This is a genomic window from Gammaproteobacteria bacterium, assembly GCA_035546635.1.
In the GTDB taxonomy this organism is placed as follows: Bacteria; Pseudomonadota; Gammaproteobacteria; order JAURND01; family JAURND01; genus DASZWJ01.
Map to the genome: position 1 here is coordinate 1 of DASZWJ010000019.1, position 25,227 is coordinate 25,227.

Annotated in this window: 25 protein-coding genes, 1 tRNA gene and 1 pseudogene; 12 read left to right on the top strand and 15 right to left on the bottom strand. The window is 40.5% G+C overall.

From position 1 onward, the window contains the following. Positions 1–485 precede the first annotated feature (485 nt). The gene (locus VHE99_03985; GenBank protein HVV68185.1) at positions 486–1,169 is read left to right on the top strand and encodes a hypothetical protein; all 684 of its coding nucleotides are present in this window, start codon (positions 486–488) and stop codon (positions 1,167–1,169) included. 315 nt (positions 1,170–1,484) lie between these two features. Here the strand turns inward: VHE99_03985 and VHE99_03990 are convergent, their stop codons facing one another. The 6 genes from VHE99_03990 to VHE99_04015 form a co-directional block, all read right to left on the bottom strand. Next, positions 1,485–1,757, bottom strand: coding sequence for a hypothetical protein (locus VHE99_03990; GenBank protein HVV68186.1), 273 nt, complete (start codon positions 1,755–1,757; stop codon positions 1,485–1,487). A gap of 385 nt (positions 1,758–2,142) precedes the next feature. Beyond that, positions 2,143–2,553, bottom strand: a complete 411-nt coding sequence (locus tag VHE99_03995; GenBank protein HVV68187.1) for a putative toxin-antitoxin system toxin component, PIN family — start codon at positions 2,551–2,553, stop codon at positions 2,143–2,145. Continuing rightward, on the bottom strand, positions 2,550–2,813 hold the full coding sequence (locus tag VHE99_04000) for an AbrB/MazE/SpoVT family DNA-binding domain-containing protein (GenBank protein HVV68188.1): 264 nt from the start codon (positions 2,811–2,813) through the stop codon (positions 2,550–2,552). Before VHE99_04000 ends, VHE99_03995 begins: the two co-directional genes overlap by 4 nt. Positions 2,814–3,263: 450 nt before the next feature. After that, positions 3,264–4,187, bottom strand: coding sequence for a phage integrase N-terminal domain-containing protein (locus VHE99_04005; GenBank protein ID HVV68189.1), 924 nt, complete (start codon positions 4,185–4,187; stop codon positions 3,264–3,266). Between the two features lie 801 nt (positions 4,188–4,988). Continuing rightward, positions 4,989–5,279, bottom strand: a complete 291-nt coding sequence (locus VHE99_04010; protein HVV68190.1) for a hypothetical protein — start codon at positions 5,277–5,279, stop codon at positions 4,989–4,991. Then, complete coding sequence (locus VHE99_04015; protein ID HVV68191.1) at positions 5,276–5,530, bottom strand: hypothetical protein; 255 nt, start codon at positions 5,528–5,530, stop codon at positions 5,276–5,278. The genes VHE99_04010 and VHE99_04015 overlap by 4 nt, the downstream gene beginning before the upstream one ends. Before the next feature lie 203 nt (positions 5,531–5,733). Between VHE99_04015 and VHE99_04020 the strand changes: the two genes are divergently transcribed. After that, on the top strand, positions 5,734–5,994 hold the full coding sequence (locus tag VHE99_04020) for a DUF6471 domain-containing protein (GenBank protein ID HVV68192.1): 261 nt from the start codon (positions 5,734–5,736) through the stop codon (positions 5,992–5,994). A 133-nt stretch (positions 5,995–6,127) separates the two neighbouring features. On the opposite strand, the gene VHE99_04025 is transcribed toward VHE99_04020, so the two are convergent. The 3 genes from VHE99_04025 to VHE99_04035 are packed head-to-tail and all read right to left on the bottom strand — an operon-like array spanning position 6,128 to position 8,259. Beyond that, positions 6,128–7,624 (bottom strand): YfjI family protein, encoded by a 1,497-nt coding sequence (locus VHE99_04025; protein ID HVV68193.1) that lies wholly within the window; start codon positions 7,622–7,624, stop codon positions 6,128–6,130. 14 nt (positions 7,625–7,638) lie between these two features. Further along, complete coding sequence (locus tag VHE99_04030) at positions 7,639–7,983, bottom strand: hypothetical protein (protein ID HVV68194.1); 345 nt, start codon at positions 7,981–7,983, stop codon at positions 7,639–7,641. Positions 7,984–8,004: 21 nt separating this feature from the next. Next, the gene (locus tag VHE99_04035; protein ID HVV68195.1) at positions 8,005–8,259 is read right to left on the bottom strand and encodes a helix-turn-helix domain-containing protein; all 255 of its coding nucleotides are present in this window, start codon (positions 8,257–8,259) and stop codon (positions 8,005–8,007) included. A 141-nt stretch (positions 8,260–8,400) separates the two neighbouring features. Between VHE99_04035 and VHE99_04040 the strand changes: the two genes are divergently transcribed. From VHE99_04040 to VHE99_04060, 5 genes are read left to right on the top strand one after another with little or no spacing between them, the layout of a single operon-like run. Then, a complete protein-coding gene (locus VHE99_04040; protein HVV68196.1) occupies positions 8,401–9,045 on the top strand; it encodes a hypothetical protein in 645 nt (214 codons plus the stop codon). Beyond that, positions 9,021–10,169, top strand: coding sequence for a site-specific integrase (locus VHE99_04045; protein HVV68197.1), 1,149 nt, complete (start codon positions 9,021–9,023; stop codon positions 10,167–10,169). The genes VHE99_04040 and VHE99_04045 overlap by 25 nt, the downstream gene beginning before the upstream one ends. Next, positions 10,170–10,748, top strand: coding sequence for a zeta toxin family protein (locus tag VHE99_04050; GenBank protein HVV68198.1), 579 nt, complete (start codon positions 10,170–10,172; stop codon positions 10,746–10,748). Continuing rightward, positions 10,738–10,941: a hypothetical protein gene (locus VHE99_04055; protein ID HVV68199.1), complete on the top strand. Its 204-nt coding sequence runs from the start codon at positions 10,738–10,740 to the stop codon at positions 10,939–10,941. The genes VHE99_04050 and VHE99_04055 overlap by 11 nt, the downstream gene beginning before the upstream one ends. A gap of 52 nt (positions 10,942–10,993) precedes the next feature. Further along, complete coding sequence (locus VHE99_04060; protein ID HVV68200.1) at positions 10,994–11,710, top strand: hypothetical protein; 717 nt, start codon at positions 10,994–10,996, stop codon at positions 11,708–11,710. Between the two features lie 66 nt (positions 11,711–11,776). Here VHE99_04060 and VHE99_04065 read toward each other — a convergent pair whose 3' ends face one another. From VHE99_04065 to rpoD, 3 genes are all read right to left on the bottom strand, one after another. Then, positions 11,777–12,568 (bottom strand): TIGR04086 family membrane protein, encoded by a 792-nt coding sequence (locus VHE99_04065; GenBank protein HVV68201.1) that lies wholly within the window; start codon positions 12,566–12,568, stop codon positions 11,777–11,779. Between the two features lie 122 nt (positions 12,569–12,690). Continuing rightward, positions 12,691–12,767 (bottom strand) — tRNA-Ile (locus VHE99_04070). A 91-nt stretch (positions 12,768–12,858) separates the two neighbouring features. Then, entirely contained in the window at positions 12,859–14,715 is a 1,857-nt protein-coding gene (gene rpoD, locus VHE99_04075; GenBank protein HVV68202.1) for an RNA polymerase sigma factor RpoD, read from the bottom strand. A 282-nt stretch (positions 14,716–14,997) separates the two neighbouring features. Between rpoD and VHE99_04080 the strand changes: the two genes are divergently transcribed. Beyond that, entirely contained in the window at positions 14,998–16,398 is a 1,401-nt protein-coding gene (locus tag VHE99_04080) for a hypothetical protein (GenBank protein ID HVV68203.1), read from the top strand. Positions 16,399–16,401: 3 nt separating this feature from the next. Here the strand turns inward: VHE99_04080 and dnaG are convergent, their stop codons facing one another. Continuing rightward, positions 16,402–18,141, bottom strand: a complete 1,740-nt coding sequence (gene dnaG, locus VHE99_04085; GenBank protein ID HVV68204.1) for a DNA primase — start codon at positions 18,139–18,141, stop codon at positions 16,402–16,404. 169 nt (positions 18,142–18,310) lie between these two features. Here dnaG and VHE99_04090 point away from each other — a divergent pair, with 169 nt between their 5' ends. Together VHE99_04090 and VHE99_04095 are read left to right on the top strand one after the other, a co-directional pair. Further along, on the top strand, positions 18,311–19,546 hold the full coding sequence (locus VHE99_04090; GenBank protein HVV68205.1) for a hypothetical protein: 1,236 nt from the start codon (positions 18,311–18,313) through the stop codon (positions 19,544–19,546). A gap of 352 nt (positions 19,547–19,898) precedes the next feature. Continuing rightward, positions 19,899–20,783: a hypothetical protein gene (locus tag VHE99_04095; protein HVV68206.1), complete on the top strand. Its 885-nt coding sequence runs from the start codon at positions 19,899–19,901 to the stop codon at positions 20,781–20,783. A gap of 23 nt (positions 20,784–20,806) precedes the next feature. Here the strand turns inward: VHE99_04095 and VHE99_04100 are convergent, their stop codons facing one another. Together VHE99_04100 and rpsU are read right to left on the bottom strand one after the other, a co-directional pair. Next, positions 20,807–21,259: a GatB/YqeY domain-containing protein gene (locus VHE99_04100; protein HVV68207.1), complete on the bottom strand. Its 453-nt coding sequence runs from the start codon at positions 21,257–21,259 to the stop codon at positions 20,807–20,809. A gap of 106 nt (positions 21,260–21,365) precedes the next feature. Further along, positions 21,366–21,566 (bottom strand): annotated as a pseudogene (gene rpsU / locus VHE99_04105) (30S ribosomal protein S21). Positions 21,567–21,749: 183 nt separating this feature from the next. On the opposite strand from rpsU, the gene acnA reads away from it, so the two are divergent. Both acnA and VHE99_04115 read left to right on the top strand, forming a co-directional pair. Continuing rightward, positions 21,750–24,428, top strand: a complete 2,679-nt coding sequence (gene acnA / locus VHE99_04110) for an aconitate hydratase AcnA (GenBank protein ID HVV68208.1) — start codon at positions 21,750–21,752, stop codon at positions 24,426–24,428. Between the two features lie 21 nt (positions 24,429–24,449). Next, positions 24,450–25,100: a glutathione S-transferase N-terminal domain-containing protein gene (locus VHE99_04115; GenBank protein HVV68209.1), complete on the top strand. Its 651-nt coding sequence runs from the start codon at positions 24,450–24,452 to the stop codon at positions 25,098–25,100. Positions 25,101–25,227 lie beyond the last annotated feature (127 nt).

The window sequence follows — 25,227 nt, forward strand, 5'->3', positions numbered from 1 at the left end:
TCAATCAAGCTCACAAAATCAGACGCAAAGAAGTAGAACCCACCTCTCTCCTGCCGCAGTTTATCAATAAGTCCTTATTTATATAAAGAAAACATTCGCTAGAAAAATTCAAATATGGGATGGAATTATTAGGGGCTTACAGTAAAATCCGGAAGTTCATCCATTAATTCTGAAAAAACTACACTTTTTGCACTATTTTACAACTTTGTTCTCATCATATTTCATTGTATTTATTTTGGTGTCTTTACGCTTGGATTGGTATAGTTTGATTAACTTGTAGTGAGAAAATGAATTGCAATCAATAATGATAAATTTTCGGCGATGCACGTGAATAACCGGGTAGTGTGTGATAAATGTAGTAAAACATGATATAAATAAATTAATTTCTCTTTGCCAGCCCTACTGCGACGGCGGGAAAACTGGGCACCTTCACCTGGCTGGTGCTGGCAATCTTTTTTGAAGGCACACGCTGGAAGGAGCGGGCAATGAAAAATAAGGATAAGCCTGACTATAAATTGTGGGCAAAAAAAGAAACTTGGTCGTTGAAAGAAGGGGTATTATTGCTGCATGGACTTGATCCGCTAAAGCATCGATCATTGCGGCCTTATGATCGTGAGGTACCTCCAGAATTTGAAGAAGTGCAGAAAACTTATTTATTAATGCGCTCTGTTCCTTGGCGAGAGCGGTATCCAGAATTTTATTCTTATAGTGAAGGTTTGCATCCTATTGTTATGATTCGCGAGGCAATGCGAAAGGAAATACGTGTGCCTAAACTTTTATTGAAGATGGTAAATGAGCGTTTTAAACGTGAAGAAGCTGAACGGAAAGAACAGCCAGCAACTTCAAAAGAGTTAGAGTCTGTACTCAGAGAACCAATTTATCCTTACAAAGAAATACAAAAAAATAAAACCACTTCTGAATCTCCGCTAACCAGCCGCGAGCGTCGTAATTTATTAAAAACTATCGCCATTCTGGTGCAAATGCATTTTGCAGAAGGTCAGAATTCTTCACCTCGTTATAATCGTGGCAATAAACTAAATGCCTATCAAGTAGCTCAATCCATTCTTGAAAAAGCGCAAGCCATGGGTATAGAAATAGAGGGCATGAAAAGTTTGGATCGTAAAATTACTGATGCTCTCGAATTGCTGGAAGAAGAAATCACTGCTTAGTTTTTTATCATCACTTTTTGCAATTGCAAATGGAATTTTGTAATTGCAACATTTCTTAAAAATCTTAAGGCATGCTTTGGCTTGTTATTAACAAGTTGGAGTAAGCCTTATGAAATCTAAAATAACCCGTTTAGCTCTTATCAGCCAATATGAATTAGCTCCTGAGGCAGCATTATTTTCGCAGGATACTATCGCTGCCATCCGTGATTGTTAATTTATGGTGAAACTGATCTGTTTGAGAATACGGTGTTAAAGGATATTGCTATTAATGCTATTTTATTAAACCGTGAAGTTTTAGGTTGAGCCGGCCAACCTTTAACCGTTCAAACTAGCTCTATTTCCTGCGGCGGCTGCTTCTTGTTTGCACGCATAAGACCCATGCTTGGTATTCCCGTACCATCGTCCATTTCTACTATGCCAAATTCCACTATTGGTGTTAAGCCAAACAACTTCATCATCAGGACAATGTTTCTGGGCAGCTTGTTCGGTAGTATATAAAGTTAAACTTGCAGTGTCTTGGGGGAGTGAGGCATAGCTAGCCGGTAACAAGCTAACTAACAGGAAAAAAGTTAAAGCGAATATACGCATTTCAGTCCTCCTTGACTGTTTTAATAATTTGGCTGGTTTTTTTATTTAAACCTTCGACACATATTCGACACGTTTCTGATATTTTTTAAGCTGCTTACTTTAACTCTTTGATTCTATGGTGGGCCCACTAGGACTCGAACCTAGGACCAAGGGATTATGAGTAATTGTTTAAATTTTTCTGTAATTACCCATTTTGTTCTAATATATTGATTTTATTGCTGTTTGGTATTTGCTGAAGTTCTTTAATATACTCTAAAAATACCCTGAATTCTCCATTTTTCTTTGCACGATTACACAGGAATTACACAGACTTAGCCATAAGATGTGTGTCAAAACTTGCACAAAATAACGGAAAACAATATATAGCGCAAGTATTGGCCCAATCTTAATCGGAAGCTAAAAATCTCTGTACAAATGTAGAAGGCTTTAGTACCTCAATTTCCCTCAGGCCAGTTACAGTTAGTAAATCTTTATCGCCACTGACAATAATCTTAACTTTTGCTGCTAAGGCGCATGCAATAAACATGTCATCTGCAGGATCTCTGGATATCTGTTCTTTTAGTTTAACAGGGGTATGTAGTTCAGCATGTATTGTCAAAAGCTCCATAAAGGGAGCTAAATCTATCGCAGGGTATTTTTTTGCAAGCTCATTAGCAACGAAGTCATATTCTTTTAAAATTTCTTCGGAAAGAACTAATTTAATTTTCTTGTTCTGCCAAGCTTTGAGAATCTTATAAGGAGGACCAGACCAAAAAATACCTGAAATTAACACATTGGTGTCTAGTACAATTTTCATGTGTTCGAGCGGGCTTTTTTAATGATTTTGGCAACGTCAGATTTCTTGAAGCCAGCTTTTTTCGCTTGCTTGCGGGCAGTCTGTATAAGCTCATCAAATTCAGTTAAAGAGGGCGGTGTAACAGTTTTTAGGATGATAACGTCCTTTTCACCTAAAACTACAAATTGCTCGCCTGGATTTAGCTTCATCGACGTTCTAATTTCTTCTGGTATAACAACTTGGCCTTTTGAAGACATGCGGGTGGTTGCAATTGATGTCATGATTATGACCCTTTGGAAGTATGTGGGTGTAAGAATACTTACTATTAGTAAGTATTCTTACTGGTAAGATAGCAGGTCTTTATGTTTAAAGCAATTATGCGCTAAGCGTCTGCTAAATTGGTTGGAAATGGCCGTACTGGCTGTGCAATTAATATCCCATCGGTCATGAGTAAGCAATTCATTAATAGCGTAGTTAGGCTCATAACGGTTTAAACCTGTTAAAACATACAAAAATGTATACTTTGAAGGTTTGTAACCGTTGTAATCTTGATGTGCTGTTTCTAGAACGAAAAATAATTTTTAATTTTAACGCTCGCCGCTGGGCAGGGGTTGCAGAGAAAAGATTCTGCAACCCTGGTGATAGCGTGGGGTCGCCTCCAAAATGTCAAGGTCAAGCCCTGCGGGTGCGCTGCGCGCAACCTTGACATTTCTCCGGCTCCTGCACACCCGTTAATTGAGTGCTCCAATATAGGCACTGGCAATTGCTGGTCTACTATGGCCCGCAACTTCAGCTATTTCTTGGCGCGCTACCTGGTCCAGTTGTGGGTTTGCATGGTTGCTACTATTTTTTATTGGACTTTCCTGGCCGGTAATATCCAAATAAAGCTCATTTAGCCTTTCATGGCGTAATCCGTGGCTGGTTATGCCGTCTTTGCGACTGATGCCATGCTGCCTGCAGATATAGTAATAGTGGTTACGCCATTGTTTATAGTTGTATTGAGTCGGAACCATCGAATGGGCAGGATTAGCTATCAAAGCTTTTGCCTGCGCTAATACGGTGCGTTGGTATTCCGTGGTAATGGGGATAATACGATCCCGTCCGCCTTTAGTGCCCCAATTGACTGCAAGATAATTCACTTTATCTGCTCCGTGCGGTTTTAGCAAAGCAGCTTCTTTCATGCGTAAACCAAAGGCACGTTGCAATTCTAGCTGTAGGGCAATAAATTTATCCTGCGCTTGGATGATATCAAGTTTATGTTTTAAATCCTGTTGCTGACTGCTCCAGGTTTTATCTATTTGAGCAGCCAAATGACGTGTTACGCTTTCAGGGTGTTTAACATAATTTTCTGAACTACGGATCATCCCGGGCTTGCCTATCCACTCTGCAAATACTCGGAATGTGCTAATGCGGTTTTGAATGGTCGAGGCGGATAGTTTCTTGGCTTCCCAAGCATGACCCAAAGCAATGATATGCCGTTCTTTAAAACCACGAACATCATCGAGTTTATAACCTAATTCGCGCAACTCTTTAAACCCGCGCCATAAAATTTCCTGGCGGGCATCCTGGGTGGCAAAGCTTACCGCTTTGCCACCGACAGCAGCGGTTTTATTATTCGCCTTCAACACTGCTTGTAAAGTTGATTTCCAGCTCATGCTAAATTCCTTAATTCAATTTTATTTGGCAATACGTAAGTGTTTTACCGACACTGCCCTACAACGTTTCCGCCATAGTTACAGTTCTGTTACCAGATGATGCATTGCGCATCAGTCAACCCCACTTTAGGACTGCAGGGGAGCTCAGATTAGAAAGGGGATTTACCCGCTGCCAACGAGGGAGCTTTCTACCACATGCGGTTACGGTTCTGCCAAGTGTTGTAAACACACAGCAAAACAGCAGGCAACAATGCCTGATTCATGCAGATGATTTTAGAAGAGCCGAAAATCATGCTATATCGGCTTGAGTATAGTAGAACCACTGAACCTTTTGTGGTGCAGATATTAAAATCAATACCTAACGCCAGGCCAGCAGATGATACGTAAATTACAGAAAATATAATCTGTGGTATTTACGCTCATGGATAAAGTAGAAAATAGTGCTAAACAAAACACTATTTGAGTTGTAAAGTAGAATTCTCACCAACTGCGTGAGGAGTGTGATGAATATCTTTCTCACAAAAGATACCAGCATTCATCACGGTTGTTTTGCTGGGTTTTTACTGCCATTTTGAGTCGGGCAGATACGACGCATACCGATTAATTTATCAGAATTTTAATGACAAACAAATACCAAAACGTTCTGAGTTATTCTGATTTGATTTTTTCAACTTTTTATTCAGGGTACTATTCACTGTTGAAAATCAGAATAAAGTAATTTTGTTTCAACAGCTTATCAGTAGCGTGATCGCACTCTCTGTTGACAGAGCTAACGCTCTTCAACAGAGAGTGCTTTAATTTTCAGTGTCGCAAAAAATGGAAGCTAAAAAAAATCCCTATAAATACACCCATACCGGCTAGGAAGAAAAGACAAAGATCATGTTTAAATTGAGATGTAATTTTATGCCAAAATTCCAGTTCATCTAAAATTTCATTAGCGTATATTTTTAAGCTGGATAATTTCGATCGCAGAGTTGAAAGTTGTTGTTGCCCAGAATTGTAATCACGAAAGCTTAATTCAGTGAGTTGATTAATTTCACTAATAAGTTTAGCCATTTCTTGAGCGCATTCCCGTAGATTGCTTATGCTCATCGCGGTTCTCCTTGTAGATGAGGAATATTACTTTTTATTAAGCTGGATAGAATAGATTCGCTCAAAAGAGAAGCTTCGAGAAGGAAATCGCTGATGGCTGCAAAATAGTAATACATTAGCGTTGCAGGACAATCCAGCAGCTCTTTCACGATCACTAAATCTATTAATGTTTTAGCTTTAAGAATGTTTTCGTTCAGGGATTCTTGAATTTGGGTTTGTAAAATCATGGAATGGTTAGTGCCATTACTCATTGTTAGACTCCTGAAATTGATATGATGGTTATGCGAGATGCCTAAGTGATCCAGTGAATTAGGATTGGAGCAAACGGGCGCCGCGCATTTAGTAATATATTAGTTACTATAATATCTAAAAAGTTACCAAAAATCAATCATCTTTGACCCTGCAAAACTTTATGCTAAGTTGCATAAAAGGATTAGTGTAATTAGGGGTTACTATGCCAAATAAGAAAACGTTCTGGGCTAAAGCGGCATCAAACTTGCTTAGAGTTGAACTTGCCAAGCGGGGCATGAGCTATGGTGATTTAAAAATAAAACTTGCGAATATTGGGGTGGTGGAAAGTGAAGCAAATATAAAAAATAAGTTTTCCCGAGGCACATTCAGTACGATTTTTTTTCTGCAGTGTTTGCGAGCTTTAGAGGTAAAAAAACTGGAATTAGATGAAACTATTTTCACTGATGCGAAAGCTGCGAAGTGATAAGATTTAAAATCGTTAACAAGCAATCCCCCTGAAAAAGTGAAAAATGTGAAAATTGTTATTGCTGAGAACACTTTTTTCACAATTTTCACTTTTTCAGGCACCTCTGAAGTTTTAAAAATATTTTTTAATGTTAAGAAAATAATTGCGGATTGATATAGTATAAAGTAGTTGGTTTACGCGTTGGCAGTTTAATCGCTTGACTAATAATATTGCGCTGCTGCAATACTCGTAATCCCTTCAATAACCGCTCGGCTTTGCCTAACTTCCTACCGCGCATGGCTAAAGTAATCTCCGACTGAGTGAAATTAGGATTAGTCCGCTCCCGCAACCAATGAAAAATAGCTTTGGCATCTTCCATATCTTGATCTACTCCCATCAGGCTGAATGCAGCAACGGCGTGCTCGGTGAGTAAAGCCGCAATTTCAAGCGCATTGTTCATGATGTTTTCTGAAATGCAGTTGATCTCCCGTTCCTGTTGTGCCACCTTCAATAAGCCAGCAATGCGTAAAGCATAACCGCAAATTTTCCCTCCCCAGCCTTGGCAATTGCTCAGTTTCCCTTCAGGTCTTAGTTGAATTTCAATGTGGGATTGAAACGCGCGCCATAATTGAAGGGCTGCATCAGATAAAGTCAGTGCAGCAACGGAATTGTTTTGAGCATCTAGGGCGTATTTGTTTAGCAAACCAGTCACTTCGGCATGATATGCATTTTGTATGGATGGTGGGATAGGTGGTTTATCATGCGTTCGGTATCCCAGCTTGCTTTTGGGCAGCACATACAAAAACCGTTCCAGCACCCCGTTACCGAAATAAGCGCGCTTTTCACTCATGCTTTGGATGATGCTGGGCTGAACAGTCAGCACTACCGTTAAAAACGGATTAAGCGCAATGCTAGAATCTTTGCGCCTGATGCGTACTTCACCGCCGTCAATCCCTTTCAGTAGAATATCGACATTAGCTAGACCATTGCTATAAAGTCCAGCTAATGTTTCCAGAATGCCGCCTTCATCGGAAAAAATTGCCAGTCGCCCGCCTTGTTCATGCACCAAATATGCCAGAGATTCAGGAGTGACATCGTTGATAAATAGAGTAGGCAAGGGCGGCACTGCGGTGAGTGTCGCTTCTTTGGCGGAAATCTCTGCAATCAACAATTGCTGCTCAGCGATATCATTGGCTTTGGCGGCTTTCAAACGCAGTCCTTCAATAATCTTTTCCTGAGTTTTACGTTCTGAAGACAGACGCTTGATATTCCCTTCCAAGAGAAGGCGTTGTGCATTTTCCCAATCGATTAAAGGCTTGGTGCATTGCGCCAGCACCAGCGATTTATGATTGGCTGGGGGCAGGGCGATCAGTGTATAAAGATTTATTGGCTCCTGCCAACCTGGAATCGGGGAAACAACGAAGCGTTTGCTTAAACAGGCCGATAAGACCCCAAGAATGACCATCACGGATAAGGCTTCTGGAGTTTCAGTAGTGCAAGCTAAAGCGGAGGCAAATTCACCAAAAACGCCAGGTAAAAGGTTCGCTGGAATTTTGGGTGTTTCGAGTTCATTAAAAAGTATTGGTTCATCCCAGGCGCTAGATTCAGTTATTGCCGGGAGTTCTATTACGGGTGGATGAGTCATCATATTTTTTTTCCATCCTATATTGCAATTAGTACTAAAAGAATTTTACCGGCGCCACTGGCTTGAACAGCTTGGGCGAGCGCCATAGCTTCATTGAATTGACAAGGCTTTGAATACATTACCCAGACTTCTCGTTGGTAGCAAAAGCTCAAGTTATAACGACTGGGATGTTCTTTGCAAAATAAGCACTGTCCTTTTAGGCGATGCGTAAAGCGCAAGCTATGGATATCAGCTGTGATAGATAGTGGGTTTACTTTGGGAAAGTGCAAAAGCTCTTGATAATAGCTGGGATAGGGCAAGGTTTGGTAAGTCTGGTAATATAGGTGCCTGAGTCTATTAATCTCAAAATTATTATTAACCATAGTGATTTTTCCGTAAGTTATTCATCTCGCGATATTTTTTTGCTGCAAACTTTGGGCGGTACTTAAAAGCCGACCACGTTCATTAAGCCATTGGTCTAAATCTTCTTTGTAATAAAAAACACGTCCCCGCTTGATAAAGCGTGGTCCTGTGCCTTCGCTGCGCATCATGGCCAGGGTTTTTTCTGTATACCCTAAATAGAGTGCAGCATTTTTGGTATTAAAGCGGCCATCTGGGAACATCATGATGCTGGGAGAAGCAAGGGAAGGGGTTTGCATGATTATATGCTCCTGTATTTAGGAAATAGTTATGATAAAATAGATTAATAGATTATAATGTAATTTACAACATTACATTTATGGGTCGGATAAAAGTAGATATTTTTAGAACAGAGTAGAACTCTTAAAGAGGAGAATAATATGGCTAGAAAGAAAGGTGCAGGTGGGAAGCTGAATCGTACTGAAATCCTGCAAGCACGCCTGAACTCAAAACTTCGTTTTGCCGCTGAAATTTTATCTCGGCTTGAACGTCGCACTGTATCTAGTCTGGTCGAGGGTTTAATTGAAAAAGCAGCTAAGGAAACTACAGTGGAAATGGTGCCATTATATCCATCTCCTGACGCAGTGTTCTTTGTTGAAGATCATGAGGTGCAAAAAATTACTCTGGATAAAGCGCTGCTACAAATTTGGAGTGAAGAAGAGTCAGATCGGTTTGTCGCTTTTGCAATGTGTTTCCCTGACTTGCTCAATGATTATGAGTATCGTTTGTGGGAAATTATCAAGCTCACACAGTATTTTTGGAAGTATTTTCGGGTTGAGGTAAAAGATGAGAAAGGGCAAGTGACAGGTGAACGCTGGTGGCCAATGCTAGAATATTCTGGCGTTATACGAGAGCATTTGCGTCAACATTGGAAAATATTGAATGAGGTTGTTTCGCGTCGTAGACCTTTCAGTGATATACGCGAGCTAGTAGAGACAATGGGTGAAAAAGTGGAGAAACCTGAGAATTACCCAGAACTATCGGAAGTGATGAGGGATTTATGGCAATCAAATTCGAAAAAATAACCCGCTTGAAACAGCGTAAATTAAGCGTAAAGCAAAAATTGGAAGAACACGGTATTACTTTTGAGCGTTTAGCTAATGGTGATGGCCGCTATACGGTTAATATCATGGTGGATGGTCAGCGCATCCATCGTGTGGTAGGCAAAGAATCTGAAGGTGTCACTCGAGTACAGGTGGAGGAACTGATTGCTAAATTACGCACTGATGCCCGACATGGCCGGTTGAGTCTTCCTAAAGGTCGTAAGAATAGTTTGGTATTCAAAGAGGCGGCGGAAAAATATTTGGCTAAATTGAAACAGGAAGCTGGAAAAGATTTAGAAAAAAAGAATTATCGTTTGAATTTACATCTGATTCCATTTTTTAACGAAAAGCCTTTATCACAGATTGATAGTTCTGATGTAGAACTGTATAAAAAACAGCGGTTGGCAAATAGTGCAAAGCCAGGCACAGTAAATCGTGAATTGGCTACACTTTCGCATTTGCTAAATAAGGCATTGGAGTGGAAATGGCTGCAACATTCACCATGTCGTATTAAAAGACTGCCTGAAGGTCAGGGGCGTATTACTTACCTAACCACTGAACAAATTAAGCGCCTGTTGGAGGTAGCTAAGCGAGACCCGTCACCACATATTTATCTATTTACCATGATTGGCCTTGAAACCTCTATGCGTAAGACGGAAATTTTGTCGATTAAATTGCAGAATATAGATTTAGGGCGAAAAATGATTTATATCCCTAAAGCTAAAGCAGGTGCTAGGGAGCAGCCGATTACTCAGCGTTTGGCGAATGCCCTAAAGCTTTATCTGGAAGGGGTTGGAGAAGAGCAAGAATGGCTGTTCCCTTCCAAACGTTCTGTAACTGGCTATTGCGTGAATATCGAAAAGCCTTTCCGCCGCGTGGTTGCAGAGGCAGGGCTCGATGTCAAACAGATAGTGAGGCATACTTTGCGGCATACTGCGATTACCCATTTGGTGCAAGCTGGGGTTGATTTGCCAACGGTGCAACGGATTTCAGGGCATAAGACTCTACAGATGGTGGTGCGGTATAGCCATCAGAATGGCCAGCATATTCAAGAGGCAATGGATGCTTTGGAGCGGCGATATAATAATGCTGGGGAAGGAGCATAAATGAAACCGAGCGTAATTATGATTGCAGGTCCGAACGGCGCTGGTAAAACCACTGCCGCCATGACGCTGTTACCTGATTTTCTGCATATGCGTGAATTTGTTAATGCGGATGAGATAGCCAGAGGTTTATCACCACTAAATGCTTCCTCTGTTGCTATTGAGGCCGGACGCTTAATGTTAAAACGATTACACACTCTGATTGAACAGCGCAAACATTTTGCTTTTGAAACGACGAGCGCTGGTCAAGGACATATTCGCACTTTAGAACGGTGTCGTGATGCAGGTTACGAGATTAGTCTGGCTTTTCTGTATTTACTATCAGCTGAAGTCGCTATTGACCGAGTCAAACTCGTTTCTCAAGGTGGGCATGATGTGTCGCAGCCTGATATAATTCGTCGCTACAATAAAGGGATAAAGATGTTCTTTACCCGTTATGCTCCATTGGCTGATAAGGTAGAGGTTTATGACAATAGCTATGGAGATACAAGATTAGTAGCTGATAACTGCCTGGATAAATCATGGAGAGTATACCAACCGGCAGTTTGGAAAGAAATTCAGGAAAAAATCAATGAAAGATAATCAAGAACCAATTCCTTCAATACATGATGTTTTAGGTCCAGCCCTACATAAGGCATTTCTCCGGGCAGCTGAACTTGCGAAACAAACTCGCACTTATCTTGTTGTGCAAGAGGGAGATAGAATAAGGCATGTTTCCTATGAAGAAATTGATGCTTTTGTGGCAGAACGTAATATTTTTAAGGAAAGAAAATAAAATCTATCATTGAGGCTTGAAAATACAACGCTAGGATTATAACTAAAAATCTATGAATAATTTTTTCTCTCATATTATTTCATTTGGGCTTTCATTAGGTCTTATTTTTCAGATCTGGTTGTATTGGAAAAACTCAGTCTATAAAAAATCTGAAGCTTTTCTAAATGAAATAAAAAACAGTTTTGATAATGCGACCAATCTTATATCTAGTCAAGATAATACTAGTTCAAAATGGCATGCCGCAACAAATTCGTTGAGGCAATGTATTGCTCTCGGGGAAAATTTAAAAATTAAAGAGCATAAAATAATATATGTAGTAAAATATTTGGATGTAATATATAAGATAACCTGCCAGATTATGGCGATTGATTCTCCTGAATTTTTTTCTGGAGTTAGAGCCTATCAAGTTGGAAGTGTTATTAAACAGCTTGTACTCATGACTGAACCCAAATTATTGACTCTGTCTTACACCAATCCAACTCCAGAGCTTATTGAAATAGGTAGGAATCGTGTGCTCATCTCTTGTGCACAGCTTTCTTTTTTATTACGTTTTCTAGGGAAAGCACAATATTTTCATAAAGAAAATTTTGGAAACACAGAGAAAGAGTATAAAAAAGTCTTTGTATTTCTTACCAATAAAATAGAGGAAGAGGTGCTAACCCATAATGAGATTAGTGATTACTGTATGCTCTACCCTGTAGTGGTAGAGTACATAAAGATTTATGTCAAATATTTCTCGGATATAGAAAAAGGCGGAAAACCTTGTTAGAAATATTAAAAGTGATTATTTCAGAATCAGCTGTTTCATTTCCTTTGGAATTCTGGTTGAAACCGCTCACTTCTGTTTCAAATTGAATAAGTTATCAATGTTCAGATTTGACGTATTAGAGGGTAAATTACTATTATTGAGGATTGAAACTCCAGGGGTTGGAATTGTTAGAGGATTAGGCGAAGAATTTAAGTCGAATAAGTTATTGTTATATATTGAATGATATTTGTTACGTGATAATTCTTCCTGAAGATTTACAATCTCGTTCTTTAATCTGGAAATTTCACAGTGATGCTCTGAGCTAGATTTATCAGCTTCTGAACTGAGTTTTTTAAGATCAGCTTCGTGCCCTTCAATCTTTTTCTTTAGCTTCGTTATAATACCCAGCTTTAAATCCTCATCCTCTTTATTGAGTGCATCTTTTGGGATGATATTTTTCCAGTTTTGAATAGAATTTACAGCTTCCTCTTCTAACATGCCGCATAAGTTTATAATTTCGCTATAATTTCTGTTTGTTTCAATATCTTGAGATTTTTCTCGCAAAAAAGTGATAACACGATCCTCTAAAGCGGAAATATTGCTCAATAACAATTTAAGTGCATCAATGGAAACTCTTCCAATTTTAATAACTATGGTGTCGCTAGTAATTTCTTCATACCGCTTATATATTCGAGCTCCTATGATCCCAGAAGACAGACTACTTAAAATATTTAGCGCTGATGAAATCCATACAGTTTTCTCCACCAGAGGAGATATTGAAAAATATAGTAAAGCTATGGTTACAAGAATAAGGATAAAAGTCCATGGGTCCAAAATAACCTGACAAAAATCAATCCAGCGTTCTTTAAGTTTTTCCATTATAATTTCCAATTACTTAAGAAATGACCTCTTCCTTATCTTGGTTACACAGAAATTACACAGGCTTTAAGGCGGAGGAGAATGCGATATTATGAAAAATGGTTTATATTCAATCTATTATATGGTGGGCCCACTAGGACTCGAACCTAGGACCAAGGGATTATGAGTCCCCTGCTCTAACCAACTGAGCTATGGGCCCACGAGGGGAGAAGTATAGCTTAATAACAGCTAATGTAAATAACCCAATATAAGGAAAAGCTTTTATTCTTTCATGAAAAACTTCTCTTAGACTATTCCTTTTCTAAATCCGTAAAGCTAATCAATTTCTCAGCGCGGCTGGGATGGCGGAGTTTCCTTAATGCTTTGGCTTCGATCTGTCGGATACGCTCACGTGTCACATCAAACTGCTTACCCACTTCCTCTAACGTATGGTCGGTGTTCATTTCAATACCGAAGCGCATGCGCAATACCTTGGCCTCTCGGGAGGTTAGGCTGCCGAGGACATCATTGATGGCTTGTTGCAGGCCGGCGATGGTGGCGGCGTCGATGGGGGATTCTTGGTACATGTCTTCGATAAAATCGCCCAGGTGTGAGTCTTCGTCGTCGCCAATGGGGGTTTCCATGGAGATGGGTTCTTTGGCGATTTTTAGTACTTTGCGAATCTTATCTTCGCTCATTTCCATGAGTTTGCTGAGTTCTTCCGGGGTGGGCTCTTGGCCGGTTTCCTGGAGGATTTGCCGGGAGATGCGATTTAATTTGTTGATGGTCTCGATCATGTGCACGGGGATACGGATGGTGCGAGCTTGATCGGCGATGGAGCGGGTGATGGCTTGGCGAATCCACCAGGTGGCATAAGTAGAGAATTTGTAGCCGCGGCGGTATTCGAATTTATCTACAGCTTTCATTAGGCCAATGTTGCCTTCCTGGATCAGATCGAGGAACTGTAGGCCGCGGTTGGTGTATTTTTTAGCAATGGAGATCACTAGCCTTAAGTTGGCTTCGATCATCTCCTTTTTGGCGCGGCGTGCTTTGGCTTCGCCTATGGACATGCGGCGGTTGATTTCTTTGATTTCAGGAATAGACAGATCGGTTTCTGTTTCTATCACCTGGAGTTTTTTCTGGGCGCGCAAGACATCTTCAGCAACGAGTTTAAGTGCGGCGCTTTTGGCTTTGTGGCTTTTGATGTATTCGTTTAACCATTCATGGTTGGTCTCATTATTGGGGAATGAGGCGATGAAGGATTTACGTGGGGTGTTAGCACGGTTGACGCAAAGATCGAGGATGATGCGCTCTTGTTCGCGTACTTGTTCTAGCATTTCGCGCACGCGGCGAATTTGGCGGTTAAACTGCTTAGGTGATAATTTGAAGGCGGAAAATACATCTTGCAGGTTTTTCAAGTGTTTATCGGTGGTGCGGTGTTTTTTGCCGTGTTTGGCTTTAGCATTGAGATAGTTCTCTTGCATTTTAGCTAATTCGGCAAAACGCTCTTTGGCCAATTCGGGGTCGGGGCCGGTGTCGAGGATGCTGCCTTCTTCACCCCCTTCGCCACCTTCTTCCTCTTCGGCGACTAAGGCTTCTACATCGAGGTCGGCAACAGCCGGTAGAGGCGCGGGAGTGGTTTCACTTTCGTCTAAGAAGCCGGTGATGACATCGCTTAAGCGTTTTTCGTCATTCATAGCTTTTTTGTATTCAGCTATGACGGAATCGATGATGCGAGGATAGTGCGCCAGGGCAAACATGACGTTTTTGGTGCCTTCTTCTATGCGTTGCGCAATGGCGATTTCGCCTTGACGGGTGAGTAGCTCGACGCTGCCCATTTCACGCATATACATGCGTACTGGGTCGGTGGTGCGGCCAAATTCTGAATCGACGGGCACTAGGGCGGCAGCTAGTTCTTCAACGACGACTTCTTCGTCGGCTTCTTGGTCTTCGCCGGCTTCGGTGAGGAGTAAGGTTTCAACGTCGGGCTGTTGTTCGAAGACTTCAATACCCATATTATTAAAAACGCTAATGATGTCCTCAATACGTTCCGGGTCTATAAACTCGGGCGGGAGTCCGTCATTCAGGTCGGCGGTCGTAAGGTAGCCTTGGCTCTTGCCTTTAATTATGAGGGCTTTTATTTCAGACTTTTCGGTTTCGAAACTCATAGGGAAGGTGCATCCAGAATAGGGGGAAGGTTAAAATAGTACATGGTAACTTTTTTTTGAATTTCAAGCTAGTAGGGCAACTTTTTTTAGCTATTACTAATGGTTGGTTGGAGGCTTTACCTGGGGGTAAGGAATTTTGTATTTTGGTGGCTCCTTCCGCCTTTACAAGAACATAGTAAGTGAGGGAGCGTAAAAGGTTGTACTGATTTTTAATATAGCAGTCAGCAATTTTTTGATGTAGATTTTAATAGTTTTTAATTACTTTGATTGAGGGAAATTACAATGGAAGACAATCCAGAAATGGGTGTTGGGCTTAAGGTTACTAAACGGTCAATGTTGAGCTCTTCTAATTTAATGGCTCCAAGGCCTCTATCAATATCACAGGCGCCACAAAGTCATGAGAATAGAGAATTTAAAGGTATAACAACTGCTCCAATAGTTGCAAAAATATTAATGCAGCTTAAAGAAGTTCAAATGTTAATAGCTCAGGATAAGGCTGAGGAGGGGATCGACTATTTTTTGTGTAAACTAATTTTTGATAACATTGCTAATTATCTTGAAGAGCTGGGTGATAACGAATTAACGAATATAGAAAAAAAGGCTATTCAAAAATTTTTTTCGCCAAAGTTCTGCAAGGATTTAGATAAAAATATAGGTAAATTTAATGATGATTATAGACCTTGGGGTAGTTATGACTTTGAAAAAATCATTAAAAAGCTTGATTTAAAAACTAATAATATGCTGTCATGGAAGAGAAAAGCTGATTATATAGTTTATGAGCTAAAAAATATTTTAACTTTTTTGGATGTAGCGAATAAAAAATATGTTCCAGGGCAAATTTACGATTTTTTGTTTCTAGCGAATTTTCAGGAAATTGAGGTATCTTTACGCTCAATTAGAGCAACTGATATGAGTAGAGAATATGTTAAAGCCATTAAACAGGGGATGCGGGATATCTTATTAAAATTACAAAAATATGAAAGATTTAATTTTTTTATTTACAGAGATTTTTTTAAAAATATTGATAATTTATTGGCTACACATGAAAAAACAAATGGAGAAATAAAGGGTAAAAAACAATCATCATTTAGTACAGTATTAATTAATTTATCGGAAAAAACTAAGAAATTTTTGCAGATTGATGCAGTAATTATCCAGCTTGACAAAATTTATAATTTATTTACCCATTCAACTTTTAAGAAAAACCCCGATGATGATTTTGATTTGGTATGGGAATTTGAAAAAATTAAGGGTTTGATAGACCAAGTAAATTTAGATGATAGCTATAAAAAACAGCGTATTAGCCAGGCTTTGCAAAACATCAGGTTACTAATAGTTGAGAAGAGGTTTGAAGCATTTTATAGTAGTAAGATGGCAGAGATTTTTTTAGATTTGGAATCCAGATGTGTACTTCAAGATGATGAAACTAGGGAAGTAAAATCCAAGTCCAAGTCCTACTCTTCTAGGGTAATGTCTTTTCAAGAGTTCTTAAGAGATAAACAAGAACGAAAAGAAAGAGATAAACAAGAACAAATAGAGAGAGAAGAAAGCATATTAGCCTTAGATAAAGTAGAGGAGGAGATTACAAGTTTTGATAGTGTTGAGACTTATGGTGAAGGGGACGATTATATTGGTGCGGACGATTATATTGAATCGGTTGAGCTTAAGAGTATGACTAATTAATATTTAAACCTGCTGTTCATGCCGTTCTTTATATAAATTAAATAAAGATTCTTTTTCTAGAACTGTTAATCCCTGTTGAGTCCGTTTATCTTCTAATATCAGAATCTTTTTTTCACGATCTTGCGCTAGGATGCCATTAAAAGCATCGCTCAGTAAGCGGGATTGAATTTCAGGTGCTGGGTTAAAAAAATCCCATTGAGCCAGCTCACCTAATCTGGCTGCTGCTTTGCTGTCTCGCCAGTGCTCAAGCAGACTGCCGGTATTTAAGTTGGGATTGGCTTTTAAACGCTCGAACAATTTACGCAAATGCTCCATGCCGGGGAGATTTATGTCTTGCAGGGCTTCTGGTAAGGGGTGAGTGGCTGCCAGCGCGGGATATTGTAGTAGTAAAGCAATAGCCAAGGGCACAGAAGATAATCCTTGAGATTTTGCAGCAGGTACCGATGGGGTAGCTGTTGGGCGCTTCTCTTCATAGTGTTGGCTAAGGGTAGTGACATTCATGCCTACCAGAGAGGCTAGTTTTTCTAGCATCAATTGTTGGAATACGCCATTTTGGATTTTATATAACAGGTTTTGCGCTAGGCTGGCCAGTTTGGCTTTGCCTTCCAGGGTTTGCAGGTTGACTTGCTGGCATAAGTGCTCAAAGAAAAAATCTTCTAAAGGTAGGGCTTGTTGTATCTGTTGTTGAAAATGGGTAGCGCCAATTTTGCGGATCATGCTATCTGGATCTTCGCCACTAGGGAGGAACATAAAACGGATCTGTAAGCCGTCAGCGATCACGGGCAAACTGACTTCTAGGGCGCGCCAGGCGGCGTCGAAACCGGCGCGGTCGCCGTCGAAGCAGAAGATAATTTCTGGGTAATAGCGAAATAGGCGTTGTAAATGTTTGGCGCTGGTAGCGGTGCCTAAAGTGGCGACTGCGTTGGTGATGCCGAATTGGTGCAGTGCGATGACGTCCATATAACCTTCGACTACCAGTATTTGGGTCGGAGGTGGGTTGCTTTGGCGGGCTTCATAGAGCCCGTAGAGTTCGCTGCCTTTGTGGAATAGGGGGGTTTCGGGTGAATTGAGGTATTTGGGGGTTTCTTCTCCTAGGGCACGTCCGCCAAAACCAATTATATGGCCGCGGCTATCTTTGATGGGGAACATAATGCGGTTTCGGAAGCGGTCGTAAATTTTACCTTGTTCATTTTTTATTAATATTCCGGTAGTAATGTATTCGGATAAGCTTTGGGCTGTGGGTTTGAAGTGGGGTTGTATGTTGTGCCAGGCGGCAGGGGCAAAGCCGAGGTTAAAGCGTTGTATGATGGCAGCTGATAACCCGCGCGCAGTTAAATAGGTTTTTGCCGCCTCATTGCGTGTCAGTTGTTGTTGATAATAGTTGGCGGTTTTTTCTAGCAGTGTATAGAGCGGGGTCTGGCGTTGTTGTGCGGCGTTGGTCACTTCTTGGGGAATGGGCAATCCTAGGTGGTTAGCCAGTTCTTCTATGGCTTCGACAAATTCCAGGTGGTCGTATTCCATGAGGAAGGAAATAACATTGCCATGTGCCCCGCAGCCAAAGCAATGGTAAAATTGTTTTTGCGGGCTGACGGTGAATGAGGGGGTTTTTTCGTTGTGGAAGGGGCAGCAGGCGTTGAAATTGCTGCCGGTTTTTTTTAAAGGGACGCGGCGCTCTATCCATTCGATAATGTCGGTGCGGGCGAGAAGTTCGTCAATGAAGCTGCGGGGGATGTGGTTAGTCATGGGGTGATGAATGCATCGCTTTAGTTGCAAATGGGTTGGATTCTTTTCCGCTATAGGAAATGTAAACTTCAATGACTTTAAGGTAAAATTATATATAAATATACAGTTTATGCAAAGAATTGTTCGATAGGTAATTTTTTTAGGTATTGTTAACTTTTACGGGGTGGTTATGTCTGATAAAAAAGAAACTGAAATGGGTTTAGTGAGTTCTTTTCCTTCTTCTTCAGGTTCTTCCGGTTCTTCAAGTTTTGCAGAGCTGCCGAAATCTGTGACTTATGCAAATTTGAGTGCATCCTTTGCCTTAACTGATAATTATGTAGGTAATTCAACTGATATTAATGATCAATGTGGAAAAAACATATTGGCTGGACTTAAGGAAATATCCTCTTTGATATCTGAGACTGAAGAAACAGCGGCTCCTTTTGTGAAGCATATTAAAGAAATTGATATGGCTTTAGACTTGCTAGGTAATAATGAGTTAAGTTTCTCAACTAAAAACAAGATTTCTTTTGCTTTAAATTCTTTTGAAATAGATTTTGAAAATTATATTTCTACCTATTTTCCTGATAATTATGAGTTTATTAAAACTGTCATGAAGCTTACATTAAAGCTTAATGATGAATTATCTCCAGATGCTAAAAATACGCTTTATATAATTTATGAACTTAAAAATGTTTTAAAGTTGTTGCTTGAGCATGATAAAGAACAGATCAGTAAGGCTCATGATCGATTTGATATACATTTTGAAGCAATTGATGCATCATTGAAAAAGATTAAGCAGCTGCCAATAGAGCTTAAAGGTAAAACAAGTAAACTGGTAGATAATATCTTAGGGCAAGCACGGATGGATGAGTTTTATTCTCCTGCTAATCAGATGGTTTTAAACAAACTTAATTCATTATTGCTTGGTTCCTCTGATAAAAAACAGGGAAAAAGACCCAGTTCCATTCCGCAAAGTTTTTATAGTCAACAAAAAAGCGAAATTCCAAGCACTCTTGATAGTAAAAAAACTCAACGTGAAGAAGCTTTTTCTATCATCGAGGCGCTCGGGCAGATTAAGCAATTAATTCCTGATTGTACAAAAACTTCAGACCCACCAAATTATGCGCCCTTAAGTCAAGAATTTGCCAAAATTAAAGTAATATTAGAATCTTTGAAGCAAGTCGAAAAAATTGATTTAGAGGGATTTGAGGGAAATATTTCAAGTCTTCTGGGAGAAATTAGAGAAATTATAATTAAAAATCAATTCTATCAATTTTACGAAGATGAAGAGTTAAGCAGCACTCTTTCTGAACTTGAATATTTGTGTCGATATAAAGAAATATATGTTGCTAAAGAAGAAATAAATTACTCTACCTTTGAGGAAGAGTCTAGGCAGACCAAAAGCTCATGCATACTTAGCTGATAGGTTTGTTTTTGGAATTTATAAAAGTGTATTTTTTTCGTCATCTTCATGGTTTAGTTTTTATATCAACTACAAGGTTTCTTGCGTCATAATCACTCATTATAGTGAGAGCAGTTCTTAAGTATTCCACTGATTTTTCTTCTATCTAGTAGCTTAAGGTTAGCTTAAGCTACTCCCATTTTCCTCTCAGCTTTTTTGCTTATTAACTCAAGAATTCAACTCAATTTAGCGATTCCCTAATATCTCCTTAATAAACTTTATGTAAAATATAGTATGTTTTAATTATATTTATTGATCATTTTAATATAAAAAATTAGCTTAAGTATTTGGTCGATGAGATGAGGATATGGTTATGATGCTAGATAAAAAAGAAAATTCAGTAATTAAAAAAAAATTAGTAAAACTAGAAGAGTTCGTGGCTGACACAAGACAAGAAATTGCTGAAATAGAAGATGATTTAACTCCATTAAGTGAATTCTTGTATAAGATTGTTAGAGAATATGTTGAGCTTGAAAGATTATTTGAATTTCAGAAACATGCATCTTTGTATTTTGACGAGTTAGATAATTTATATAGAACTTTGAAATTTGTGGAGGAGGATTTACGAAATAGTAATATTAATTTCCCAGCACTGGGAGCATTCATAACTAAAATTGAGCAAAAATTAGGCTATGAAGGTGTTCAGGAAAGCAAAGTACAATCAGAATCTAAATTATTATATCGTCATGAATCAGTTGTAGATGAGCAGGGTAGCCAGAGCCAGCCTGTGCCCAAGTATGAAAATTATAAGGATCAAAGTTTTTTAGTGTCTGATAGTGGGAATTTAAGCAAAAATTTGATTAAAAGACTGACGTTTTTTGAACTAGGAGATATTACATCTGAAGCTGCGAAGAAGAAGGTACAAGATATTATCAAAGATATAAATAGCGAGCTTGATAAAATACCTAAAGCTGCCTGGGGTCGAATTAAGCAAGAACTTGATAAGCTGGTAGAAACTATTCAGAGAGCTGGAGATAAAGCCAATCTTTATATACGAACCGAGAATATAAAATATATATCAACAGTAGGTTATAAGAAAAATCAAACGGAAATAAGCAGAAATCAATTGATAGCATCAAAAGCAGAAGAACTAATTAAAGATTTTATTCCTTTGCTTAGAAAGTTCAATGACGAACTCAAACCTAAACAAAATATTGAATTAAATAGGAGTGAAAGTGCGAGTTGCATAATTACTTAGTTAATTTACTTAGATGTAAGTTTTTAGCTCAATTTTTCTTTAATTAAACTACTAACCACAGCCATATCCGCTCGACCTTGCAATTGGGGCTTTAATTCGGCCATGACTCGTCCCATGTCTTTCATGGAGCTGGCATTGAGTGCTGTAATTGCCTGGTCAATTAGCGCTCTAATCTCCTGGTCACTTAAAGCGGGGGGTAGATAACCTTGCAGCACGGATATTTCAAAATTTTCCTGCTCAGCCAAGTCAAGACGATTAGCTTGTTGAAATTGGTTGGCAGAGTCTTGCCGCTGCTTGATCATCTTGTCGATGACAGCTAAAACTTGGCTGTCATCGAGGGTGATGCGTTCATCGACTTCACGTTGTTTAATGGCGGCCATTAATAACCGTATGGTGCCAAGCTTTTGTGTGGCTTGGGCCTTCATGGCGGCCTTCATATCTTCCTGGATACGTTGTTTCAAAGTGAGGTTATTCATTGGTTTCCGCGTGGGTTGGTCCTGATTTGAATTCACCACGGGGGGCATAGCCGCCACGGGTGGGGCGTTTGCGTTCATTGCTGGTACTGCTTGGGCGTTGTGGCATCATGCTTTCTTTTTCTTTGAGCAATTTTTTCTCCCAGCGTTTAACGGCAGCGGCGCGTTTACGTTTGCGTTTGCTGGTGGGTTTTTCATAAAACTCCATCTGTCTTAGTTTGGCGAGTATTCCGGCTTTTTCACATGCGCGTTTGAAGCGTCGTAATGCGACGTCGAAGGGTTCAGTTTCCCTGATATGAACTTGGGGCATTCGTTTAGCTACCTCAGTAGGTTGGATTGAGTTTATTTTTTGAATATTCTGATAGTGTTGGCTATCAGAGAAGCCGTCTATGATAAACACGATTTTTATTGAATGCAAAGATTTGTGCGCTTTGGAGGGAAATTTGTGTTATAAAATGGGCGATTTTTACTTCAACCTTACGGGAGCCAAGTCATGTCCGGGCGAGATACATTTAAAGCCAAGCAATCATTAGCCGTTAATAATATCACCTACCATTACTACAGTTTGCCTGCAGCGTACCAGTCTGGCTTGGGAGATTGTTCACGTCTGCCGGTTTCATTAAAGGTCTTACTGGAAAATTTATTGCGCCATGAGGATGGCAGCACCGTTACGGTTGAAGATATTAAGGCAGTGGCAAAATGGTTACAAGATAAGACTTCGCAGCGTGAAATTGCTTTTCGCCCTGCACGGGTGTTGATGCAAGATTTTACTGGGGTACCCGCAGTAGTCGACTTGGCAGCGATGCGGGATGCAATTGTAAAGCTGGGTGGCGATCCTAAGCGCATTAATCCTTTGACCCCGGTGGATTTGGTGATTGACCATTCGGTGCAGGTAGATGCCTTTGCTACTCCTTCGGCATTTGCACAAAATGTAGATATAGAAATGCAGCGTAACTATGAGCGTTATGTGTTTTTGCGCTGGGGGCAGCAGGCATTTGATAATTTCAGAGTAGTACCCCCCGGCACGGGAATTTGTCACCAGGTTAATTTGGAATATTTGGCTAAAACGGTATGGACTGAAGAAATTAACGGAGAAATTCTAGCGTTTCCCGATACTTTGGTTGGCACGGATAGCCATACCACCATGGTGAATGGTTTGGGTGTGTTAGGCTGGGGAGTGGGCGGTATTGAAGCGGAAGCGGTGATGTTAGGTCAGCCCATTTCTATGTTGATACCGGAAGTGGTAGGAGTCAAACTGACTGGAGAATTACGTGAAGGGGTCACAGCGACGGATTTGGTATTGACGATTACGCAATTGCTACGCCAAAAGGGTGTAGTGGGTAAGTTTGTAGAATTTTATGGGGAGGGTTTATCGCAGTTAGCTTTGGCCAATCGTGCTACGGTGGCGAATATGGCGCCGGAATATGGAGCAACTTGTGGATTTTTCCCAATTGATGAGCAAACCTTGGATTATTTGCGTTTGACGGGTAGAGATCAGCAGACAATTGCTCTGGTGGAGGCTTATGCTAAGGCACAGGGGTTGTGGAGAGCTGAGGCGGCAGTTGATCCGATATTTACTAGTGTTTTAGAGTTGGATTTGAGTAGCATTGCTCCGAGTTTGGCGGGTCCGAAACGGCCGCAAGATAAGGTGTTGTTAGAGCAATTACCCACCGTGTTTGAGAAAACGTTAGTGGAAGCAGGTAAAACAGCTACGGAGAATAAAGAGGATTTGACTGATGGCGCTGTGGTGATTGCAGCGATTACCAGTTGTACCAATACGTCCAATCCCAGTGTGTTATTGGCGGCGGGTTTATTGGCGAAAAAAGCGGTTGAGAAAGGTTTGCAGCGTAAGTCTTGGGTGAAATCTTCTTTAGCTCCAGGTTCTAAAGTGGTAACCGGGTATTTGAATAAAACCGGGCTACAGACTTATCTAGATCAGTTAGGATTTCACTTGGTTGGTTATGGCTGCACCACTTGCATTGGTAACTCGGGGCCTTTACCTGAAGCAGTACAACAAACTGTGGCGCAGAATAATTTGTTGGTGTGTTCAGTTTCATCGGGTAATCGTAATTTTGAAGGACGGGTACATCCTTTAGCTAAATTCAATTGGCTGGCATCGCCACCTATGGTCGTAGCATTTGCGTTGGCGGGAACGGTGCGTATTAATTTGCAAACTGAAGCTTTGGGAGTAGATAAGCAAGGTATGCCGGTGTTTTTAAAAGATATTTGGCCTTCCAATGCGGAGATTAATGCCGAAGTGGCGAAGGTTTCAAGTGAAATGTTCGCGCAAGAATACCGCGATGTGTTTGCGGGAGAGGCTAAGTGGCAAGAGATTACTGTAGCTCAAGGCACGACTTATCATTGGAATGAGCAGTCGACCTATGTGCAAAATCCTCCCTTTTTTAATCAATTGACCAAAGAGCCGCCGCAAGTTGCTGACATACGCGGTGCGCGGGTGTTGGCAGTCTTTGGTGACAGTATTACTACAGATCATATTTCTCCTGCAGGTAACATTAAAGTGGATAGTCCTGCTGGTTTATATCTTAAGGCGCAAGGTGTAGCTCCAGAAGATTTTAATGCTTATGGGGCAAGACGTGGTAATCATGAAGTGATGATGCGCGGGACTTTTGCCAATATCCGTATTCGTAATGAAATGACACCTGGTATTGAAGGTGGGGTAACCCGTTTTCTGCCAGATGGTAATGTGATGTCTATCTATGATGCGGCGATGCGTTATCAGGCTAGTCATACGCCGCTGGTCATTATCGCGGGCAAGGAATATGGTTCAGGCTCTTCGCGTGATTGGGCGGCGAAGGGGCCGAGTTTACTTGGGGTGAAAGTGGTGATTGCAGAAAGCTTTGAGCGTATTCATCGCTCTAATTTGATTGGTATGGGGATTTTGCCATTGCAGTTCTTAGCGGGGGTTACGCGTCAGAGTTTGCAATTAACAGGTGAAGAAATTTTTGATGTGACGCATATTGCACATTTACAACCGGGGGCTGAAATAGGGGTGAGGATAACTCGTGCCGATGGGCGGCAGGAAATGCTGCAGTTGCTTTGCAGAATTGATACGCAGAATGAATTGGATTATTGGCGTAATGGTGGAATTTTGCCGTATGTGTTGCGGAATTTGTGCAAGTCTAATGAACAGACAGGTGCGGTATTGGTTTAAGATAAAACTCAGGGAGAAACAATGATCGATTTATATTACTGGCCTACACCCAACGGCCATAAAATCACCATCTTTTTAGAAGAAACTGGAATTCCTTATAAGATCATCCCAGTGAATATTGGGCAAGGTGAGCAATTTGCCGAAGATTTTTTGCGAATTTCGCCTAACAATAAAATGCCTGCAATCGTTGACCACCTGCCGGCAGATGGGCAGGAGCCTATATCTGTATTTGAGTCAGGGGCTATTTTAATGTATCTGGCGGACAAAACAGGCCGTTTTTTGCCGCAAGATGATATACGCAATCGCTATGAAGTGTTGTCATGGTTATTCTGGCAGATGGGTGGATTAGGTCCCATGGCGGGACAGAACCATCATTTTGTGCAATATGCACCCGAAAAAATCCCTTATGCCATTGATCGCTATGTTAAAGAAATCGGGCGTTTATATGCGGTTTTAAATAAACAGCTGCATAATCATGAATATATCGCTGGGGATTATTCCATTGCCGATATGGCATGTTATCCCTGGATTGTGCCTTTTGAATTGCAACAACAACGTCTGGACGATTTTTTGCATTTAAAGCGCTGGTTTGCACTGATGAGTGAGCGCCCGGCTGTGCAGCGCGCTTATGCGAGGGCAGAGGGTTTTAATCAGGGAGCTATGAGTGAGTAAGCTAAGAAAATTTTATTTGGTCAAGATGCTGCTAGTAAGGTGCGTTGAAAATTTTCTAGTTACATAGTTCAGTTAAATTTACCGTAACTATTCAGCACATTTCTTGAAGTAGCACAAAACGGTCAGA

Bases quoted from the DNA above. Each gene is read 5' to 3' on its own strand.
- VHE99_03985 (HVV68185.1), top strand. From the start codon at position 486: ATGAAAAATAAGGATAAGCCTGACTATAAATTGTGGGCAAAAAAAGAA.
- VHE99_03990 (HVV68186.1), bottom strand. From the start codon at position 1,757: ATGCGTATATTCGCTTTAACTTTTTTCCTGTTAGTTAGCTTGTTACCG.
- VHE99_03995 (HVV68187.1), bottom strand. From the start codon at position 2,553: ATGAAAATTGTACTAGACACCAATGTGTTAATTTCAGGTATTTTTTGG.
- VHE99_04000 (HVV68188.1), bottom strand. From the start codon at position 2,813: ATGACATCAATTGCAACCACCCGCATGTCTTCAAAAGGCCAAGTTGTT.
- VHE99_04005 (HVV68189.1), bottom strand. From the start codon at position 4,187: ATGAGCTGGAAATCAACTTTACAAGCAGTGTTGAAGGCGAATAATAAA.
- VHE99_04010 (HVV68190.1), bottom strand. From the start codon at position 5,279: ATGAGCATAAGCAATCTACGGGAATGCGCTCAAGAAATGGCTAAACTT.
- VHE99_04015 (HVV68191.1), bottom strand. From the start codon at position 5,530: ATGAGTAATGGCACTAACCATTCCATGATTTTACAAACCCAAATTCAA.
- VHE99_04020 (HVV68192.1), top strand. From the start codon at position 5,734: ATGCCAAATAAGAAAACGTTCTGGGCTAAAGCGGCATCAAACTTGCTT.
- VHE99_04025 (HVV68193.1), bottom strand. From the start codon at position 7,624: ATGATGACTCATCCACCCGTAATAGAACTCCCGGCAATAACTGAATCT.
- VHE99_04030 (HVV68194.1), bottom strand. From the start codon at position 7,983: ATGGTTAATAATAATTTTGAGATTAATAGACTCAGGCACCTATATTAC.
- VHE99_04035 (HVV68195.1), bottom strand. From the start codon at position 8,259: ATGCAAACCCCTTCCCTTGCTTCTCCCAGCATCATGATGTTCCCAGAT.
- VHE99_04040 (HVV68196.1), top strand. From the start codon at position 8,401: ATGGCTAGAAAGAAAGGTGCAGGTGGGAAGCTGAATCGTACTGAAATC.
- VHE99_04045 (HVV68197.1), top strand. From the start codon at position 9,021: ATGGCAATCAAATTCGAAAAAATAACCCGCTTGAAACAGCGTAAATTA.
- VHE99_04050 (HVV68198.1), top strand. From the start codon at position 10,170: ATGAAACCGAGCGTAATTATGATTGCAGGTCCGAACGGCGCTGGTAAA.
- VHE99_04055 (HVV68199.1), top strand. From the start codon at position 10,738: ATGAAAGATAATCAAGAACCAATTCCTTCAATACATGATGTTTTAGGT.
- VHE99_04060 (HVV68200.1), top strand. From the start codon at position 10,994: ATGAATAATTTTTTCTCTCATATTATTTCATTTGGGCTTTCATTAGGT.
- VHE99_04065 (HVV68201.1), bottom strand. From the start codon at position 12,568: ATGGAAAAACTTAAAGAACGCTGGATTGATTTTTGTCAGGTTATTTTG.
- rpoD (HVV68202.1), bottom strand. From the start codon at position 14,715: ATGAGTTTCGAAACCGAAAAGTCTGAAATAAAAGCCCTCATAATTAAA.
- VHE99_04080 (HVV68203.1), top strand. From the start codon at position 14,998: ATGGAAGACAATCCAGAAATGGGTGTTGGGCTTAAGGTTACTAAACGG.
- dnaG (HVV68204.1), bottom strand. From the start codon at position 18,141: ATGACTAACCACATCCCCCGCAGCTTCATTGACGAACTTCTCGCCCGC.
- VHE99_04090 (HVV68205.1), top strand. From the start codon at position 18,311: ATGTCTGATAAAAAAGAAACTGAAATGGGTTTAGTGAGTTCTTTTCCT.
- VHE99_04095 (HVV68206.1), top strand. From the start codon at position 19,899: ATGATGCTAGATAAAAAAGAAAATTCAGTAATTAAAAAAAAATTAGTA.
- VHE99_04100 (HVV68207.1), bottom strand. From the start codon at position 21,259: ATGAATAACCTCACTTTGAAACAACGTATCCAGGAAGATATGAAGGCC.
- acnA (HVV68208.1), top strand. From the start codon at position 21,750: ATGTCCGGGCGAGATACATTTAAAGCCAAGCAATCATTAGCCGTTAAT.
- VHE99_04115 (HVV68209.1), top strand. From the start codon at position 24,450: ATGATCGATTTATATTACTGGCCTACACCCAACGGCCATAAAATCACC.